This is a genomic window from Massilia orientalis, from assembly GCF_030411975.2.
Classification (GTDB): Bacteria; Pseudomonadota; Gammaproteobacteria; order Burkholderiales; family Burkholderiaceae_D; genus Telluria; species Telluria orientalis.
In genome coordinates this window covers 163,336-180,496 of record NZ_JASNRB020000008.1, presented here as the reverse complement: position 1 = coordinate 180,496, position 17,161 = coordinate 163,336, and the positions used below count along the sequence as shown (strand labels likewise).

Sequence of the window (17,161 nt, the reverse complement as noted above, 5' to 3'; positions counted from 1 at the left end):
GGAAGCCATGTCCAAGGAAAAACTGCTCACCATCGGCACGCTGGCCGCCCTGTGCGTACTGGCCGCCTTTTCGATGCACGCCAGGGCCGCGGGCCAGGAAGGCATGGTCGTCGTGCGCGATCCGCAGACCGGCCAGTTGCGCGCGCCGACGGCCGACGAGCTGAAGGAACTGCGCGCCAAAGCGCCGGCCACCGCCGGCCTCGCCGCACCCCGCACGCAGGGCACGATGAGCCGCCGCGACGGCTCGCGCGGCGTGCGCCTCGGCGAGAAAAGCATGGTCTACGAAGTCGTCACGCGCGGTCCCGACGGCAAGCTGACGAGCGAATGCGTGCAGGGCCAGACACTGGACCACAACCCGGACCACAACCACGGGGAGCCGAAGCATGAAAGCCGTTGAATCGTCGCGCCTGCAACGGGTCCTGGGCGCCCTCGCCGGCGTCGCCGCCGCCTGTGCATTCACCGTCGGCGCGGCCGCCCCGGCCCGGGCCGCGGCCACCATCGTGATCGTCAACCTGAACGCGCCCGGCGTCGGCTTCAACGACCCGACCCCGGTCGCGCCCGTCGGCGGCAATACCGGCACGACGCTCGGCGAGCAGCGCCTGAACGCATTCCGGCGCGCGGCCGACATCTGGGGCGCGACGCTCACGAGCAGCGTGCCGATCCGCATCGGCGCGTCGTTCGTGCCGCTGTCTTGCACGGCCACGAGCGCCGTCCTCGGCGCGGCCGGCGCCAACGAGGTCTGGTCCGACTTCCCGGGCGCGCCGCGCACGTCGACGTGGTACCCGAGCGCCCTGGCCAGCAAGCTGGCGGGCCAGGACGTCGCGACGCCGGGCGAGCCGCACATCATCGCCCGCTTCAACGCGCGCCTCGGGCTGTTCCCCGACTGCCTGCCGGGCTCCGGCTTCTACCTCGGCCTCGACGACCAGTTCGGCAGCCAGATCGACCTTGTCACGGTGCTGCTGCACGAATTCGCGCACGGCCTCGGCTTCCAGACGTTCACCGACGACGAGACGGGCGCCGAGATCCAGGGCATCCCGTCGATCTGGGATTACTACCTGCTGAACAACCGCACGGGCAAGCTGTGGGTGGAAATGACGGACGCCGAACGCGCCGAGTCGGCCGTGTCGTGGCGCGGACTGTCCTGGAACGGGCCGATCGTGACGGCCGCCGTGCCGCAGGTGCTGGATCCGGTCTCGAATCTGGCCGTCAGCGGTGCCGCCGCCGGCACCGCCGGGGGCAACTATACGGTGGGCGATGCGTCGTTCGGCCCGCCGCTGTCGAATCCGCCCGTCGCCGGCCAGCTGATGCCCGTCGTCGACCAGCCCACCGGCACGGGCCTCGCCTGCGATCCGCTGAATGCGGTGAACAGCCTCGCCGTGCGCGGCAACATCGCCCTCGTGGACCGCGGCACGTGCGACTTCGTCACCAAGGCCCGCAACGTGCAGGCGGCGGGCGCGCTGGGCATGGTCGTGGCGGACAACCAGCCGGGCGACGTCGGCGGCATGAGCGGCAACGACGCCAGCATCACGATCCCGTCCGTGCGCATCACGCAGGCCGACGGCATCAGGCTGAAGGCAGCGCTGGAGCGCCGCTCGCGCACGCAGTCGGGCGTCGTGGCCAGCCTGGGGCTCGACACGACGCGCCTGGCCGGCACGGACAGCGCGGGCCGCATCCTGATGTACACGCCGACCACGTACTCGCCGGGCTCGACCGTGTCGCACTACACGACGGAGGCCAAGCCGAACCAGTTGATGGAACCGGCGATCAACACGGACCTGACGCACGAGGTGACGCCGCCGCGCGACCTGACCTACCCGCTGCTGCGCGACATCGGGTGGTGACGGTGGTGACGTAAACGACAAAGGGCCGCTCACCCGAAGGTGGCGGCCCTTGCGACCGAAGTGCGGGCGTTATGCGCCCTTCGACTCGTGGTTCTTCACGCCGGCAAGGATCTCTTCCTTGGCCGCGTCCGGGCCTTCCCAGCCTTCGACCTTGACCCACTTGCCCTTTTCCAGGTCCTTGTAGTGCTCGAAGAAGTGCTGGATCTGGCGCAGGGTCAGTTCCTGGACGTCCTCGACCTTTTGCAGGTGCGAATAGATCGGCAGGATTTTTTCGACCGGCACGGCCAGGATCTTCGAGTCGCCGCCGGCTTCGTCGGTCATCTTCAGCACGCCCAGTGCGCGGCAACGCACGACGACGCCCGGGATCAGCGCGAACGGGGTGATGACCAGCACGTCGCACGGGTCGCCGTCGTCGGCGATCGTGTTCGGGATGTAGCCGTAGTTGCACGGGTAGTGCATCGCGGTACCCATGAAGCGGTCGACGAAGATCGCGCCGGATTCCTTGTCCACTTCGTACTTGATCGGATCGGCGTTCATCGGGATTTCGATGACGACGTTGAAATCGTTCGGCACATCGCGGCCGGCGTTGACGTTATTCAGGCTCATGGATAGTCCTTGGTTGCTGGAGAAACAATAAAAGGTCGATTATAACGAATCGCCTTGGGCTTGTGCGCCGCACAAGGTTGCGTAAGCACCGAAATGCCCGCCGCAACAGGCAGTCTGTTGGTCTGCCCCACACACTCGAAAGCACGGTGTTGGCGCGATCCCGACCGGGCAGGCCTCTTTTGCCAGGGGAATCCCCCGATCGCAGGGTGGCACGCCTCCTGCTGGATAGCCGTCGGCGGGCAGCCGCCCGCGTCACCAATCCGAGGGGAACGACATGAACATCCAGAAACACATGGAGGCCATCTTCATCACGGCGCTGGCCATCGCCGGCGCCGGATCGATCGTCATCGACCGCCTGCCGGATGCCCGGGCAACGCCGGCCGTCCCGGTCGCGAACAGTATCGGCATCCCCGGCCACATGGCCGTGATCATCGTGCGCGGCAAGCGGGACGCACGCCGCGCGTGACGATCACAGCACCGTCGCCAGCGCGCACGACCGGTAATGCCTGTCGGCCTCTTCGCGCTGGCCCAGCGCCTCGTGTAGCTGCGCCAGTTTCAGGTGGGCTTCGCGCACCATGTGCGGCTCGGTGGCGTCGGACAACGCCTGCTCCAGGTAGCGCTGGGCCTTGCCCCACAGTTTCTGGCGCAGGCACAGGGAACCCAGCGTCAGTTCCAGTTCCGGATCGTTCGGATGGGCGCGCAGCCAGGTTTCGCAATTCTCGATCTGCGCCAGCAGCGTGGCCGAACCTTCCGGACCGGCCGCCTCGCGGTAGGCGCGCACGACGCGCTCGTCCCAGCCGGCTTTCAGGGCATCCTCGACGATGCCGCGGGCGTCGTCGTGCAGGCCGCGCGCATTCAGCGCTGCCGCGGCACGCGCCGCGATGGTCGGTTTCACCCGGTCCCCGGCCGGGACGCCGGCCCACACGCGGCGGATCGACTCGGCGTCGTGGCCGCCTTCGGACAGCAGCGCGTCGTACGCCAACTCGCGCAGGCGCGCGGACAGCGCGGGGTGCAGGGCGTTGCGCTTGTCGAGGATGCGCACCAGACGCAGCACCTCGGGCCAGTTGCGCGCCTGCTGGTTGGCCTTCATGGCCCATTGCAGCGCGTGGATATGGCGCTGGCCGCTGGCGTTCAGTTCCGCGACGGCTTCCAGCGCGCCTTCCGGCTTGTGGTCGTCGACGAGCAGTTCCGTGACCGTCATCAGGCGCGCCGTCTTGAGGGACTGGTCGTGCACGACGCCCGCGAGCCAGGCGTCGCGGCGCGCCGGTTCGCGCATGCGGTGCGCGGCCCGGGCGCCGATCAGCGCGGCGAGGCCGGCGTTCTCGGGCAGGTCGGCGGCGCGCATGGCGGCCTTCTCGGCATGGCCGAAGCGGCCTTCGAACAGGGCTTTCAACGCTTCGCGCAGGCCGCGGTTCGCTTCGCGTTCACGCTTGCGGTAGCGGTACTGGGCCACGCGCTCGGGCATGCCCAGCGTGGCCCGCACGGCGCGGACGAGGCCGTACAGCACGAGGAACAGCAGGAACGCCAGCACGACGAACAGGTTCAGCGACAGGTCGATCCGGTGCGGCGGATAGAAAAAGACGACGTTGCCGGGATTGAAACGCGCGGTCACGGCAATGCCGATCGCCGCGGCCATCAAGGCGACTAACCAGAGTAATAAACGCATCGTTTAGGCCCCGCGCTTCACGGCTTCGATTTGTAATTGCGCACGGCGTTCAGGCTCTCCGACAAGTCGGGCACGTCGATGGTGACGTTGTTGGCCTGCACCTGGCGCAGCAGGGCCTGCGCGGCCTGCGTCGAGCGTGCCTTCGTGTCGAAGTACTTCACGAGCTGCTGCTGTGCGGAATTGATGTCGTCGCGGAACGTGCCTTCGTTGCGCGACAGCAGCGCCAGGCGCGCATTCAGCAGACGCAGCTTGAGGTTCTCGCGCACGAAATACGATTCGCTCGGCGACAGCATCAGCGCATCCGGATTGTCGACCGTGCGCACGCGGATCAATTGCCGGATGTCGTCCCACATCTCGTGGCTCCAGTTGCGCCACGTTTCCGTCATGCGCTGGGCCAGCGTCCGGTCGGCCGGTGCCGCGGCCTTGCCGGCCACCGCAAACGCGTTCACGCGCGACGGCGCGATCGGCTCGGCCGGCTTTTCGTCGGACAGCAGCGGCAGGTTGTCGATCTGCGAAATGACGTTGTCGAGGCGCAGCGCGATGCCGGGCTGGTCGACGGACGGCAGCGCCTTCAGCTTTTCGATGTCGCGCGCAATGGCGCGGCGGATCGTGATGAATTGCGGCTTGTCGGAGCGCGACAGGGACCGGTCGGCGTTCTGCAGTGCGATCAGCGCGCCCTGCACGTTGCCGGCCAGCTGCAACTGCTGGCTCGCGGTGGACAGCACCTGCTCGATCTCGGACAACGCCCATTCGTCGCGGTTCTTCGAGATGTCCTGGTACATCTGCTCGAGCGCGGCCTGCTGGCTCTGCGCTTCGGTCTGGCGGCTTTCCAGCACGCCGACCTTCACCTGCAATTCCTTGGCCGCCTCCTGGATCTCGCGCACGGCCTGCGCCGTCTCGGCGTTCGAGGCATTGTCCTTTTGCAGCGTGCGCGCGACATCCTCGCGCAGCTTGTTGAAACGGCTGTGCGTGGAATACGTCTGGAGGGCAAGCAGGATGGCCAGCGCGAGGATGGCGACGTTCTGCGGCTTCTGCAGCAGCCCGCCGACCCTGGTACCCTCGGGAACACGCGGCTCGCCGGGGCCCGCCGGCGCCGGCGTCACATAGCTTTCCGGCGGAACGACCGGACCGCCCATGTTTGGTTTTTCTGGATTGTTGGGCAATTCGTTCATGCTCGTGATTGTAACGCGGCAAGCAGCCGCTCGTCGCCCGACCCCGTGAGCGTCACAGTGGTGAAACCGAGTGCAGAGGCCGTTTCCGCGATGCGGGCATGCGGAACGATCAAGTGCTGCCGTTGCAGATTTGCCACACTTGCTCCGCCGTCAAGCTGCTCGACGAGGCCGGCCAGCCCGCGCAGGGCTTCCGAGCTCGTGATTATCCAGTCGTTCGGGCCTGCCAGCAAGGCGCGCAGCGACGCGGCCAGGTCCGGCGTCAGGTTCGGGACGGCACGGCGGTAGGCGGCAACGGTCTCGACCTCGATGCCGGCCGCGCGCAAGGCGTCCGGCAACACTTCGCGGCCCGTCTCGCCGCGCACGACGAGCACCTTGCGGCCCGCCAGCGCGGCCAGGTCGAGTGCCTGCAGCAGGTGTTCGGAATCGCTGCGGGCTGGGTCGAGCGGAACATGGACGCGGTAACCGTCGCCGGCGATGCCGTGGCGGGCCAGCGCGGCCCGGCTGCCCTCGCCCACGACGGCGAGCGCCACCTCGGCCGGCCACGCGTCGAGATGGGCAAACGCGGCGTCGACGGCATTCGGCGACACGAACGCGACCAGCGCATACTCGCGCAGCCGGCCGAGCGCGGCGCGCAGCGGGGCGGCATCTAGCAACGGGGAAATGTCCAGCAATGGCAGGATCAGCGGTGTGCGGCCGAGCGCCGCCACCGCGCGGGCCAGCGGCTCGGCCTGCTGGCGCGGACGGGTGATGACGACCGCGTCAGGCATCGCCCGCGGCGGTCGCCTTGCATTCGGCCAGGATCCCGGCGGCATCCTGCGCGGCCAGCTTCTGCGCCACCTGCTCGCCCACCGCTTCCGGCAACGCGGCCGGGCCGCTGGCGTCCGCGAACGCGCTGCGGCGGCCGTCCGGCGTGGCGACCATGGCGCGCAGGTGCAGCGTGTCGCCGTCGACGGTCGCATGCGCCGCCAGCGGGATCTGGCAGCTGCCGCCGAACACTTGTGACACTTTACGTTCGGCCTGCACGGCCTGCGCCGTGTGCGTGTGGTTCAGCGGCGCCAGCAGTGCGCGGACGTCGAAGCCGGCGGCATTGCCCGACAGGATCTCGATCGCCATCGCGCCCTGCCCTGCGGCCGGCAGGCTCTCTTCCGGCTCGAGGTAGGCACGGATGCGGCGCGTGAGGCCCAGGCGCTTGAGGCCGGCGGCGGCGAGGATGATCGCGGCGTAGTCGCCACGGTCGAGCTTGCCCAGACGCGTGTCGAGGTTGCCGCGCAGCGGCTTGATCACGAGCTGCGGATAGCGCGCGGCGATCAGGGCCTGGCGGCGCAGGCTGCTCGTGCCGACGATGCTGCCTGCCGGCAACGCGGCGAGGCTGTCGAAATCGTTGGAGACGAAGGCGTCGCGCGGGTCTTCGCGTTCGAGGATGGCGGCCAGTTCAAAGCCTTCCGGCAATTCCATCGGCACGTCCTTGAGGGAGTGCACGGCCAGGTGGGCGCGGCCGTCGGCCATCGCCACTTCGAGCTCCTTCACGAACAAACCCTTGCCGCCGACCTTGGACAGCGTCTTGTCGAGAATCTGGTCGCCGCGCGTGGTCATGCCGAGAATGTCGATTTGGCACTGCGGATATAATGCTGCGAGCCGGTCGCGCACATGCGTGGCCTGCCACATGGCCAGCCGGCTTTCGCGCGATGCGATAATCAGTTGCGCGGGAACATGCTGCGTCGTGTCGTTGGAGTTCAAAACGGTTTCTTTCACTGTCGTTGCGCCCGGATCGGGCAGCGCCGGTTAAGCCCATACCTGAGATCACAAATTCTAGCATGGGCCTACCCGCAGGCCATGGCAAACCGCCAGCGCGCCCCGCAGGACCTTTGGTAATACCGATTCGTTGTATCTGCAGTTTCAACAATTCAACCATGGTCGATATGGACAATCCCGCTGCACTCTCCCCCCAACCGCCCGGCAACGTCGACAAGGACGCGCCGCTGAAAGAAGACATCCGCCTGCTCGGCCGCCTCCTCGGCGACGTGCTGCGCGACCAGGAAGGCGAAGCCGTGTTCGACGTCGTCGAAACGATCCGCCAGACCGCCGTGCGCTTCCGCCGCGAAGACGACGCGCAAGCCGGCACCGAACTCAAGACGCTGCTGGCGAAACTGTCGCGCGAAGAGACGAACTCCGTCGTGCGCGCCTTCTCGTACTTCTCGCACCTGGCCAACATCGCGGAAGACCAGCACCACATCCGCCGCCGCCGCGCCCACCTGCTGGCCGGCTCGAAGCCGCAGCCGTCCAGCGTCGCCTACGCCCTCACCCGCCTGAAGGATGCGGGCGTCGCGCAGGACACCGTCGAAGGCTTCCTGCGCGAAGCGCTGATCGCCCCCGTGCTGACGGCGCACCCGACCGAAGTCCAGCGCAAGTCGACGCTCGACGCCGAGCACGACATCGCCCGCCTGCTGGCCGAGCGCGACCTGCCGCTGACGCCGAAGGAACGCGCGCGCAACCTGCAACTGCTGCAGGCCCGCATCGCGACCTTGTGGCAGACCCGCATGCTGCGCTACGAAAAACTGACGGTGGCGGACGAAATCGAGAACGCCCTGTCCTACTACCGGACGACATTCCTGCGCGAGCTGCCGGCCGTGTACGACGACGTCGAGGAAGAGATCGCGGCGCAGTACGGAAACGCGGCCGATGGCCTGGACGACGCAGCGTACATGCAGATGGGCAGCTGGATCGGCGGCGACCGCGACGGCAACCCGAACGTCAACGCCGCCACGATGCAGCGCGCGCTCGTGCGCCACTCGACGACCATCTTCGATTTCTATCTCGACGAAGTGCACGCGCTGGGCGCGGAACTGTCGCCGTCCACGCTGCTCGTGTCCGCGAGCCCCGCGCTGCTGGCGCTGGCCGATGCGTCGCCGGACCACTCCCCGCACCGCAGCGACGAGCCGTACCGCCGCGCGCTGATCGGCGTCTACGCCCGCCTCGCGTCGACGGCGCGCGAACTGGGCGCCACCAACATCCTGCGCAAGGAAGTGGGCCATGCGGATGCGTACCGCGATGCATCGGAGTTCCGCGCGGAGCTGCAGGTGCTCGCCGATTCGCTGAACGAGAACCACGGCGCCATCCTCGCGGTGCCGCGCCTGAACGGCCTCGTACGCGCGGCGCGCATCTTCGGCTTCCACCTCGCCTCGCTCGACATGCGCCAGAGCTCCGACGTACACGAGAAAGTGCTGGCCGAGCTGTTCGCGCGCGCGGGCGTGGAAGGCGATTACGCCGCGCTGTCCGAGGACGCGAAAGTCAGACTGCTGCTGGACGAACTGGCGCAGCCACGCCTGCTGTACACGCCGTACGAAAGCTATTCGGACATCACGAATTCCGAACTGCAGATCCTGCGCACGGCGCGCGAGATCCGCAAGCGCTACGGCACGCGCGCGATCCGCAACTACATCATCTCGCACACGGAAGAAGTGTCCGACCTGCTCGAAGTCCTGCTGCTGCAAAAGGAAACGGGGCTGTTCCGCCCCAGCGAGAAGAAGAGCGACGCGATGGTGATCCCGCTGTTCGAAACCATCCCCGACTTGCAGCGCGCGGCCGAGATCATGGGCACGTGGATGGCGCTGCCGATCGTGGCCGACGTGATCGAGCACCAGGGCCGCCTGCAGGAAGTCATGCTGGGCTATTCGGACTCGAACAAGGACGGCGGCTTCCTGACGTCGAACTGGGAGCTGTACCAGGCGGAGCTGAAGCTGGTGAAGGTGTTCGCGGACGCGAACGTCAAGCTGCGCCTGTTCCACGGCCGCGGCGGCACGGTGGGCCGCGGCGGCGGTCCGAGCTACGACGCCATCCTCGCGCAGCCGCCGGGCACCGTCAACGGCCAGATCCGCCTGACGGAACAGGGCGAGATCATCTCGTCGAAGTTCAGCAATCCGGAAATCGGCCGCCGCAACCTCGAACTGCTGGTCGCCGCGACGCTGGAAGCGGGCCTGATGCCGCACGACGCGGACCGCGAACAGATCGAGCGCCTGTCCCGCTTCGAGCCCGTGATGGCCGAGCTGTCGCAGCGCGCGTACAAGGCCTACCGCGACCTCGTGTACGAGACGCCGGGCTTCACGGACTATTTCTTCGCCGCGACGCCGATCGCCGAGATCGCGGAACTGAACCTCGGTTCGCGCCCCGCGTCACGCAAGTCGACGCGCCGCATCGAAGACCTGCGCGCGATCCCCTGGGGCTTCTCGTGGGGCCAGTGCCGCCTGCTGCTGCCGGGCTGGTTCGGCTTCGGCGCGGCCGTCTCCGGCTGGCTCGCCGACGGCGACCGCGACCAGCGCCTGGCGCTGCTGCGCGAGATGGCGCAGCACTGGCCGTTCTTCGCCACGCTGCTGTCGAACATGGACATGGTGCTGGCCAAGAGCGACCTCGCCATCGCGTCGCGCTACGCGGAACTGGTGCCGGACGTCGATCTGCGCGAGCGCATCTTCGAGCGCATCGCGGCCGAGTATGCGGAGACGCTGCATTGCCTCACGCTCGTCACGGGCACGGCGGAACGCCTCGTGAACAATCCGCTGCTGGCGCGGTCGATCCAGAACCGGTTTGCGTATCTCGATCCGCTCAATCACCTGCAGGTCGAGCTGATCCAAAGGCATCGGGCGCTGTCGGCCGAGGAGAAGGTCGATGAGCGGGTGCATCGCGGGATTCACCTGTCGATCAATGGTGTTGCGGCGGGGTTGCGCAACACGGGCTGACGATCGCTTCACCCGTAACGACAGGGCCCCGGAAACGGGGCCCTGTTCGTTTCAGCACTGCGCATTAAGCTATACGACGCGCTCTCCCGACGGTCGTCAGGTTGTGTTCGCTCAAATGTCACTCAAGCATGAGCTTGAATAATTACAAGGTTCCCAGCGCAACGCTTGGGATACCCACGGTGCACTGAGCGTGATCAACCTGAAAGGGGTACGACCGATGGCAGATCCCGACATCGCAAGAACGTTCGCCGAAGTTCAATATGTGCTGAGAGATCGCCACCGGCCGCTTCGCCTGCTTCTTGATGGGATGACCAAGGCCGGAAACGAGTCGCTCCTGGCGCAACGAATAATCGGCAGCGAAGCGATCTGCGGCGGATTCAATTTCCGGATGCTGTGTGTGTCCGAGAGCGCGACCCTGCCCCTCAAGAACTTCATCGGTGTGCCTGCCGAACTACAAATCGTCACCGACCGCGGCCAGCTACGCCGTATATGCGGGCTCGTCACTGCGGCTGCTTCGGGCCAAAGCGACGGCGGGCTCGCCACGTATCAATTAGTCATGAGCGATGCGCTTTCGGTGCTGGAAAACAAAGTCAACACACGTGTGTTCCGAGATAAAAGCGAACTGGATATCGTGCAGATACTGGTCGGCGAGTGGCAGAAAAGTATGGGGGTTCTGGGAGCATCCTTCGATCTGGCAATCGACGCCAGCCTCGCCAATCGCCGTTTACCCAAACGCCAGTTCATCATGCAGCACAACGAGTCAGATGCCGCCTTCGTTCGTCGGTTGCTACAACGACGCGGGATAGGCTGGTTTTTCCGTCCCGGGCTGACGACGGGCGCCGGGCCGTCCGAAACCGGTCGGGCGCCATCAAGGATCGGACATACCTTGGTATTGTTCGCCGATTCGAGTCAACTCGACCAAAATGCCGCCGGGTTGGTGCGATTTCATCGCGACGATGCAACTGAGCAGCGCGACACCATCACCGGATGGAGCGCGGTACGTGCGCTCCGTTCGGGGAGTACATCGCTATTCAGCTGGGACTACCTTCAGCCCAGCAATACGATGTTCATGAGGGCCCAGGTACCGGCTCAGGCCGATCAGGGCGAACAAGGCAACCAACTGGCCGCCGGACTGGACGATTACCAGGTCGCAGTCCCGCACATCGGCGACAGTCCGCGCGATCTGTTGGACCTGAACGACGCGCAGATGGCTTACCACGAGTACGCCGCCAAATGGTTCAAAGGCGAAGGCAGCGTACGCGACCTGGCCGTCGGCGAGTGGTTCAGCCTGAAAGGCCATCCGGAAATCGACGCCCATCCCGACAGCGCGCGGCAGTTCGTCGTCACGTCTCAGCACATCATTGCGGAGAACAACCTACCGGTGGACATTGGCGCACGTGTGGAGCGACTCTTCGAACGTAGCGGCTGGGCCCGCGGCACAGCTGCGTCGCAACGGACCGATGACGGCCGGACGCTGCGTTACCAGACAAGCTTCACGTGCGTGCGCAGGAGCATCCGCATCGTTCCGCCCCGCGCGATCCTGCCGCGCCCACAATTACAGTCGGCAATCGTCGTCGGCCCGGAGAGCGAAGTCGTGTGGTGCGATCCGCTGGGGCGTGTCAAGGTTCGTTTCCTGGCTACGCGGCCACAAGACCACGGGCATGCGGCCGGCGCCGGCAGTTCGGATTCGGATCGTGACTCGGCTTGGGTACGTGTCTCGTCCAGCTGGGCAGGAAACGGTCTCGGGGCCCGTCTCCTGCCCCCGGTCGGCACCGAAGTGCTGATCGACTTTGCAGGCGGTGATCCCGACAAGCCAGTCATCGTCGGACAGGTGTACAACGGCGACTCGCCACCGCCCATGTTCGTCGGAGAGGACGCGTTGCCCGGTACCCGCCACCAATCCGGCCTGCGCAGCCGGGAGATTCGTGGCCGACGCGGTAACCAGCTTCGGCTGGACGATACGACCGGCCAGATCAGTGCGCAGCTGGCCAGTGACCATGGTAAGACGGAGCTGAACCTTGGTTATCTCACTGAGCCGCGCCGAGAGAATGGCGCGCGGCCACGCGGTGACGGCGCGGAACTACGCACCAACGAAGCGATTGCCCTGCGCGCGGCACGCGGTATCTTGCTGAGTGCCTGGAAACTGCTTGACGGCTCGGACAGCAAGGGTACCCAGCTTGCACGCAACGAATACCTCGACCTGCTGCGCGAATGCGGTGAACTGTGCACTTCACTCGGCAACTACGCCGCAGAGCACAACGGCCTGGCGATCGATGCCAAGGAACAGGACGCACTGCGCGCACGGGTCAAGAACTGGGAGGACGGAAGCAACACCGCGCCCGAAGCCGCCGAGCCAAGAGAGCCGGTCATCGCCGTGACCTCGCCGGCCGGCATCGGCTTCGCCAGCTCCAAGGCCATCGTCAGCTACTCAGCCAGCAACGTCGACACCACGGCCCAACAGCACTTGCAACTTACGGCTGGTCAGCGTTTTGCAGTCAATGCCGGCAATGGCATTTCGCTCTTTGCCCGCGGTGGCGGACTCAGTGCAATCGCGCACGTCGGAAAACTGCTGGTGCAAAGCCAGCATGACGATATCGCTGTCAACTCCGCCAGGGACGTTCAAGTGACCGCCAGCGAAGGCTCGATTACGGTATCGGCCAAGACCATCCTCCTCGTTGCGCAGGACGGCTCATTCCTCAAGCTCGGGGAAGGATCCCCGGTCTTCGGGAGCAAGGAGGCCCTCAAGTTCCACGCACCTGATTTCACTTGGGATGGCCCGGAGACGATGAGTGCACAGCTCCCCACATTCAAGAAGGACGGGACCGATCTCAAGTTCGAGCCTCGTCTCTATCCGCATCTCGACGGCGGCGTGCCGGCTGCCGGAATGGCTTACAAGATCGAGTCCGCGGCCGGTGACGGTGCGGGAAAAACCGACGCGCAAGGGGCGACCTCGACCTTGAAGCACGAGCAGATGCACGTTGCGAGCATAGATCTCAAGGAGGAAGACCAGCCATGACCGATGCAAAAAGCGCTTCGCTTTACAAGAAACTACCATTCAGCCGGGGGAAGGGAGAAGGTGTAACTTTACCGGGGCAAGGCAATAAGAAAATCGTCGGCGTTAAGCACAATTTGCCCGGTTCGATCATTCTCGTGCATGGCGTAAATGATGCGGGCGTCAGTTACGACGCGGTGGAATCGGGCTTGTGCGAAGGACTAGCAGAGCGCCTGTGCGGTGATCTGACACCAGGTACGTATCGCATGCCGCAAGCCGCCGACCGCGGGAAGTTAGAGGACGATCCCGACGACGTTTTCTACAAGCGTAAGATCGGCGACGATACGCACAGTCCGATTATTCCATTCTACTGGGGGTTTCGCGAAGAATCAGCGCACGTGGTCGACTGGAGGAAAACACCCCACGGTCAAGCAGTCGACCGCTACGGCAACCGGCTGGACAGAGATTACTCGAAAGAAGGCGGCCCGTTCGCCAATGCGACATCGTCGCTACCGGAGATGTGGAACCGAGGTAAAAGCGATGCTTATGGAAGCTTAGACTGGGCGTCGCACGATGCTACTCACCCAATCCTGAAGAACCCGGGACGGCTCTACATGATTCTGGCTGCACGACGCCTCGCCGCCTTGATTTCAATGATCCGCGATTATGATGAGGACGAAACAGTCTCGATTGTCGCTCATAGCCAAGGCTGCTTACTCAGCCTGTTAGCGCAGGCCTTTCTCCTCGACCCAAAAATGCAGAAAGATCAGCCTGGCGCACGTCCGGCCGATACACTCATCCTGTGCAACCCGCCTTACAGCCTCGTCGATGAATTGCCAACAGCAGCGGCGCTCGTGAACGGATATTCGGGCGCGGACGTGCAGATGTTGAAAGACACGGACCGATATCGATTCGTGAAAGGCGGACAGACCTTGCACGCTCGTCTCACGACTTTGGCAAACATCGTGAACGGCGTACACGATAAAAAACATCCGACGCCTGTATTCTCGGAACTATCTGATACAAAAAAACACATGGGCGCAGTCGGTCCTAAATGGGAGGCATCCAACGATCGCGATAACCGGGGCAAGGTCTACCTCTACTTTTCTCCGGAAGACATGACGGTAGCATTCGCTGGTGTCGAGGGAATCGGCTGGCAGGGAGTACCCGACATTTTACGCGGCCATCGTTTGGAAACTCGCTCCACAGGCGATGCAATAACGGCAATTGACAACTTTGCGCCACAGTCCTCGCCATCGGCCACGATATACAAGCCGCTTGCTGCGTTAGGCTCCGGATTCTTTCAACGCGTTTTCACATTAAAACGGCGCCCAGATTATCGTAACGGCAAACTTGTCCTAGTAGGCCAGTCCCCCCACGATTTTGCGTTAAGAGTGCCCGGGGAAGACGACCATGGCCACACAGCCGCGAGCGATTCCTTCATAAGCAATCACAGCTTGCGTGAGCACTTGCCTAGAGCGAGTGAAGCGCCGAGTGATGCGTCCCCTGAAGAGCGAGCTCGCTTCGGTCTACGCCGCATTACCGGTGAAGCCTTGCCGAAGCCAGTAATGGCTAGCATGGGCGAAAGCGCCTTCCCGGACGCGCAGCATCGCTACGGCGCGAGTGAGAACATCGACCAAATCGACGCGGCCATCTCCGTGACCAGCGATTACGGCATCGATGGACACCATTGGGAATGCGTCTCCGATCCGTGTGGCATCGCCGTAAAATTGCGAGGCTATCAACCGATTGCTAGCCCACGTCTCGACGTCTATCCCGGCAGAGTGGTGAAGGTCAACGAACAGCGGCAAGTGTTGACGGAAAAGCTCAATCGCGACAAGAAAATCGAGGACAGATGCGAGGTCAAGAATGTGTACGTTTGCCTAGAGATCGGTTTTGAACGCCCACTCAACCCGCCCAAACTGTTGATCGAACGAAGCGAAACTCCGAACGAAGCCCGGCTGCGCTGGCAAAAAACGAACACATCACGCTCATTCCATAGCGCGATTTACGCTGGCCGCAAGAATCATAGCCAAGTGACCGCGTACGACGTGGCCGTTGGCGGTGGCAAGGCGCCAACACATCCGCTGTTCTATAAGTATCTGTGTGCGGTAGCGGATTGGAGGTTGAAGGATACCCTTGAAAAGGAGTCACCTCGACATAGCATCCTCAAATGGAGCAAATTCCTGCAAGAGTTTGCAATCTACTGGACAGATGAACGTCCTTGGCGAAAGGCGCTCATCGAAGGTAACCAAATATATTACTCAACCGGCAAATTACCCGCCGATCTGCCGCTACCGCCAGAGGGACTTCCGCAATGCCTTGTTGTGGAATCGATGGCTGGAACAGTCGGGAAGGTTGACCGAGCACCCTCATGAGTACATTTCGCCCGACGAGGCATTCAGGAGCAAAAGCATCTTAGGCAATGTAGTGTTACGCCTGACGCATATGTCGATATTTTTGATTTCGACAATGCAATCGCAGCATCCAACAAGCGGAGATAACAATGAGCAAACCCTGGTGGCTCCTGGCGGTCGCGTTAGGAATCGGACTGGTATTTGGAGGACGATGGGTGCTGGCGCGACGCGACGCGGATGCGCGCCAGACGCAAGCATCAGCTGCTGCTGCAAAGGAGCGTGATCAAGCAGCGACCACGCATAGCGAGCAGGGACGGCACGAGTACGTGCTAGAAGTGATCAATCTAGGGGTTACCCTGGACAAGTACCGACAGGGCAAATTATGGACTGCACTTCAAACCGGCAACCCGTACACATCCCTTCGCGAGCATGATCCCAAGAAATACCCATGGACGATGTTTGACAAGCTTGGCCAGAGCGGCGGGCGAAGTGGTGACACGTTGGAAAACGGTGCCGGTTACACCGTTACCGAATGGGGAACGCCGGTATTCAACGCAAGGCCTCCCGATACGAGTAAGTATGCAGGCAACCCACTTATGCCGGACATGGGGATTGCCGCTTCAGCTGAGTCATCTGGCATGTCGACCAGCCTATTTGTGGCCGGCCCGGCCCGCTTTGCCGAACGACCAGACCACATCCTCGAAGACGTTTTCGAGTTCTTCGATGCCAACCCTGATGTCCCGTATGTCGTATTGAACTCAGACGACGGAATGGCCGTTCGCGACGTGTCCCAGTCGCCTGGTTCGCCATCGCTCGTCAAAGAGGGTTACTACGTCCCCCAAATGCCGGACGCATCAGCGCTCTTCGTCCTTGCGCGCCGCGAGCGGGTCGATCCGATTCGTCCTTTCGTCTACGAAGATATCGACGATTACCGAACCCCGATGGAGTTGCTCAACCGCGATGGAGTCGCGCGACGCCTGTTTCTGGGCTACCTCGACTTGACGAAGTCGTTGCCGCGCCCAGAAACGGTGACTCACAATCGTCCCCCAACCATCCCCGAATGGCTCGAATACGCCGCCAAATTCAGCAAGCGCCCGGACATCCGCGGCACCGGCCAGATCAGTTTCCTCGATCGCGAGTTCAACGCAAAGCACCGACCACCGCCCGACTGGAAACCGACTCCCTGGTTCCCCATCCCATGGAGCAAACTACAGCTTCAACAATTCGACAGCATGGCAACGCTCGGATTCATCCACCGACCAGTTTTCGTCAAGACCACGGACGAGCACGGCAAGCCGCTCCCCCGGCGCGATGCGCGGCAAAAAGCGCTAATCGCAGGCCTGCAGGACGCACTGCGCACCCTGCCAGAGGCCGAGCGCACCAAGGGCCCGGCGCGCGTGATCGCAGCCACGAATAATCAAACCGAACAACTAGTGGCCCTCGAAGGTATGCTGCATCAGTATGCCGCACAGGGTGGTCCTGAAATCGACAGCAGTAAGCTGGACCAATTCATTAACATCGATCGGCGCCTCGGCAATACGGGCGCTGCCACCTTGTTCATGCAGATGGCGATTGGGGTGATGGGCAGCTATCGCGCTGGCGGTCCAAGCCTAGCCGTAAACCTGCGTGACCCACACGAGGCAACCTTCATATTCATCAGCCCGCCTTCCGAAGAAAAGCGTAAGGCGCAGCAAGAATCGCGCGGTGACGTGTTTCGGAGTATCAGATCGATGACGCCGCCTGCGGAGAACGACGCGGCTGCGGCTGTCAAATAAATACCTTCACATTCAAATAAGG

12 protein-coding genes are annotated in these 17,161 nt (G+C 63.9%); 7 read left to right on the top strand and 5 right to left on the bottom strand.

Translation table 11 applies throughout. From position 1 onward, the window contains the following. Nucleotides 1-7: 7 nt before the first annotated feature. Nucleotides 8-397 (top strand): post-PEP-CTERM-1 domain-containing protein, encoded by a 390-nt coding sequence (locus QPK29_RS14725; RefSeq protein ID WP_056127687.1) that lies wholly within the window; start codon nucleotides 8-10, stop codon nucleotides 395-397. Further along, on the top strand, nucleotides 384-1,841 hold the full coding sequence (locus QPK29_RS14720; protein WP_371769949.1) for a PA domain-containing protein: 1,458 nt from the start codon (nucleotides 384-386) through the stop codon (nucleotides 1,839-1,841). Before QPK29_RS14725 ends, QPK29_RS14720 begins: the two co-directional genes overlap by 14 nt. A gap of 69 nt (nucleotides 1,842-1,910) precedes the next feature. Here the strand turns inward: QPK29_RS14720 and ppa are convergent, their stop codons facing one another. Then, nucleotides 1,911-2,447: an inorganic diphosphatase gene (gene ppa / locus QPK29_RS14715; RefSeq protein WP_056127683.1), complete on the bottom strand. Its 537-nt coding sequence runs from the start codon at nucleotides 2,445-2,447 to the stop codon at nucleotides 1,911-1,913. A gap of 274 nt (nucleotides 2,448-2,721) precedes the next feature. Between ppa and QPK29_RS14710 the strand changes: the two genes are divergently transcribed. Then, nucleotides 2,722-2,913, top strand: coding sequence for a hypothetical protein (locus QPK29_RS14710; RefSeq protein WP_160408545.1), 192 nt, complete (start codon nucleotides 2,722-2,724; stop codon nucleotides 2,911-2,913). A 3-nt stretch (nucleotides 2,914-2,916) separates the two neighbouring features. Here the strand turns inward: QPK29_RS14710 and QPK29_RS14705 are convergent, their stop codons facing one another. Genes QPK29_RS14705 through hemC form a run of 4 tightly spaced genes read right to left on the bottom strand, consistent with a single transcriptional unit; the run spans nucleotide 2,917 to nucleotide 7,022 of the window. Beyond that, nucleotides 2,917-4,113, bottom strand: coding sequence for a heme biosynthesis protein HemY (locus QPK29_RS14705; RefSeq protein WP_082577716.1), 1,197 nt, complete (start codon nucleotides 4,111-4,113; stop codon nucleotides 2,917-2,919). 17 nt (nucleotides 4,114-4,130) lie between these two features. Continuing rightward, complete coding sequence (locus QPK29_RS14700; RefSeq protein WP_371769950.1) at nucleotides 4,131-5,285, bottom strand: uroporphyrinogen-III C-methyltransferase; 1,155 nt, start codon at nucleotides 5,283-5,285, stop codon at nucleotides 4,131-4,133. Beyond that, the gene (locus QPK29_RS14695; protein WP_056127674.1) at nucleotides 5,282-6,052 is read right to left on the bottom strand and encodes a uroporphyrinogen-III synthase; all 771 of its coding nucleotides are present in this window, start codon (nucleotides 6,050-6,052) and stop codon (nucleotides 5,282-5,284) included. The genes QPK29_RS14700 and QPK29_RS14695 overlap by 4 nt, the downstream gene beginning before the upstream one ends. Further along, nucleotides 6,045-7,022 (bottom strand): hydroxymethylbilane synthase, encoded by a 978-nt coding sequence (gene hemC, locus QPK29_RS14690; RefSeq protein ID WP_307167974.1) that lies wholly within the window; start codon nucleotides 7,020-7,022, stop codon nucleotides 6,045-6,047. Before hemC ends, QPK29_RS14695 begins: the two co-directional genes overlap by 8 nt. A gap of 77 nt (nucleotides 7,023-7,099) precedes the next feature. Between hemC and ppc the strand changes: the two genes are divergently transcribed. From ppc to QPK29_RS14670, 4 genes are all read left to right on the top strand, one after another. Next, entirely contained in the window at nucleotides 7,100-10,015 is a 2,916-nt protein-coding gene (gene ppc, locus QPK29_RS14685) for a phosphoenolpyruvate carboxylase (RefSeq protein WP_371769951.1), read from the top strand. Between the two features lie 190 nt (nucleotides 10,016-10,205). Then, nucleotides 10,206-13,031, top strand: coding sequence for a type VI secretion system Vgr family protein (locus QPK29_RS14680; protein ID WP_371769952.1), 2,826 nt, complete (start codon nucleotides 10,206-10,208; stop codon nucleotides 13,029-13,031). Continuing rightward, nucleotides 13,028-15,385 (top strand): T6SS effector phospholipase Tle3 domain-containing protein, encoded by a 2,358-nt coding sequence (locus QPK29_RS14675; protein ID WP_371769953.1) that lies wholly within the window; start codon nucleotides 13,028-13,030, stop codon nucleotides 15,383-15,385. The genes QPK29_RS14680 and QPK29_RS14675 overlap by 4 nt, the downstream gene beginning before the upstream one ends. Before the next feature lie 128 nt (nucleotides 15,386-15,513). Further along, on the top strand, nucleotides 15,514-17,139 hold the full coding sequence (locus tag QPK29_RS14670) for a type VI lipase adapter Tla3 domain-containing protein (RefSeq protein ID WP_371769954.1): 1,626 nt from the start codon (nucleotides 15,514-15,516) through the stop codon (nucleotides 17,137-17,139). Nucleotides 17,140-17,161: the final 22 nt, after the last annotated feature.

What these genes read in the sequence shown, in the direction of transcription:
- QPK29_RS14670 (WP_371769954.1), top strand. Translation starts at nt 15,514, where the DNA reads ATGAGCAAACCCTGGTGGCTCCTGGCGGTCGCGTTAGGAATCGGACTG.
- QPK29_RS14720 (WP_371769949.1), top strand. Translation starts at nt 384, where the DNA reads ATGAAAGCCGTTGAATCGTCGCGCCTGCAACGGGTCCTGGGCGCCCTC.
- ppc (WP_371769951.1), top strand. Translation starts at nt 7,100, where the DNA reads ATGGGCCTACCCGCAGGCCATGGCAAACCGCCAGCGCGCCCCGCAGGA.
- QPK29_RS14695 (WP_056127674.1), bottom strand. Translation starts at nt 6,052, where the DNA reads ATGCCTGACGCGGTCGTCATCACCCGTCCGCGCCAGCAGGCCGAGCCG.
- QPK29_RS14705 (WP_082577716.1), bottom strand. Translation starts at nt 4,113, where the DNA reads ATGCGTTTATTACTCTGGTTAGTCGCCTTGATGGCCGCGGCGATCGGC.
- QPK29_RS14700 (WP_371769950.1), bottom strand. Translation starts at nt 5,285, where the DNA reads ATGAACGAATTGCCCAACAATCCAGAAAAACCAAACATGGGCGGTCCG.
- QPK29_RS14725 (WP_056127687.1), top strand. Translation starts at nt 8, where the DNA reads ATGTCCAAGGAAAAACTGCTCACCATCGGCACGCTGGCCGCCCTGTGC.
- QPK29_RS14710 (WP_160408545.1), top strand. Translation starts at nt 2,722, where the DNA reads ATGAACATCCAGAAACACATGGAGGCCATCTTCATCACGGCGCTGGCC.
- ppa (WP_056127683.1), bottom strand. Translation starts at nt 2,447, where the DNA reads ATGAGCCTGAATAACGTCAACGCCGGCCGCGATGTGCCGAACGATTTC.
- QPK29_RS14675 (WP_371769953.1), top strand. Translation starts at nt 13,028, where the DNA reads ATGACCGATGCAAAAAGCGCTTCGCTTTACAAGAAACTACCATTCAGC.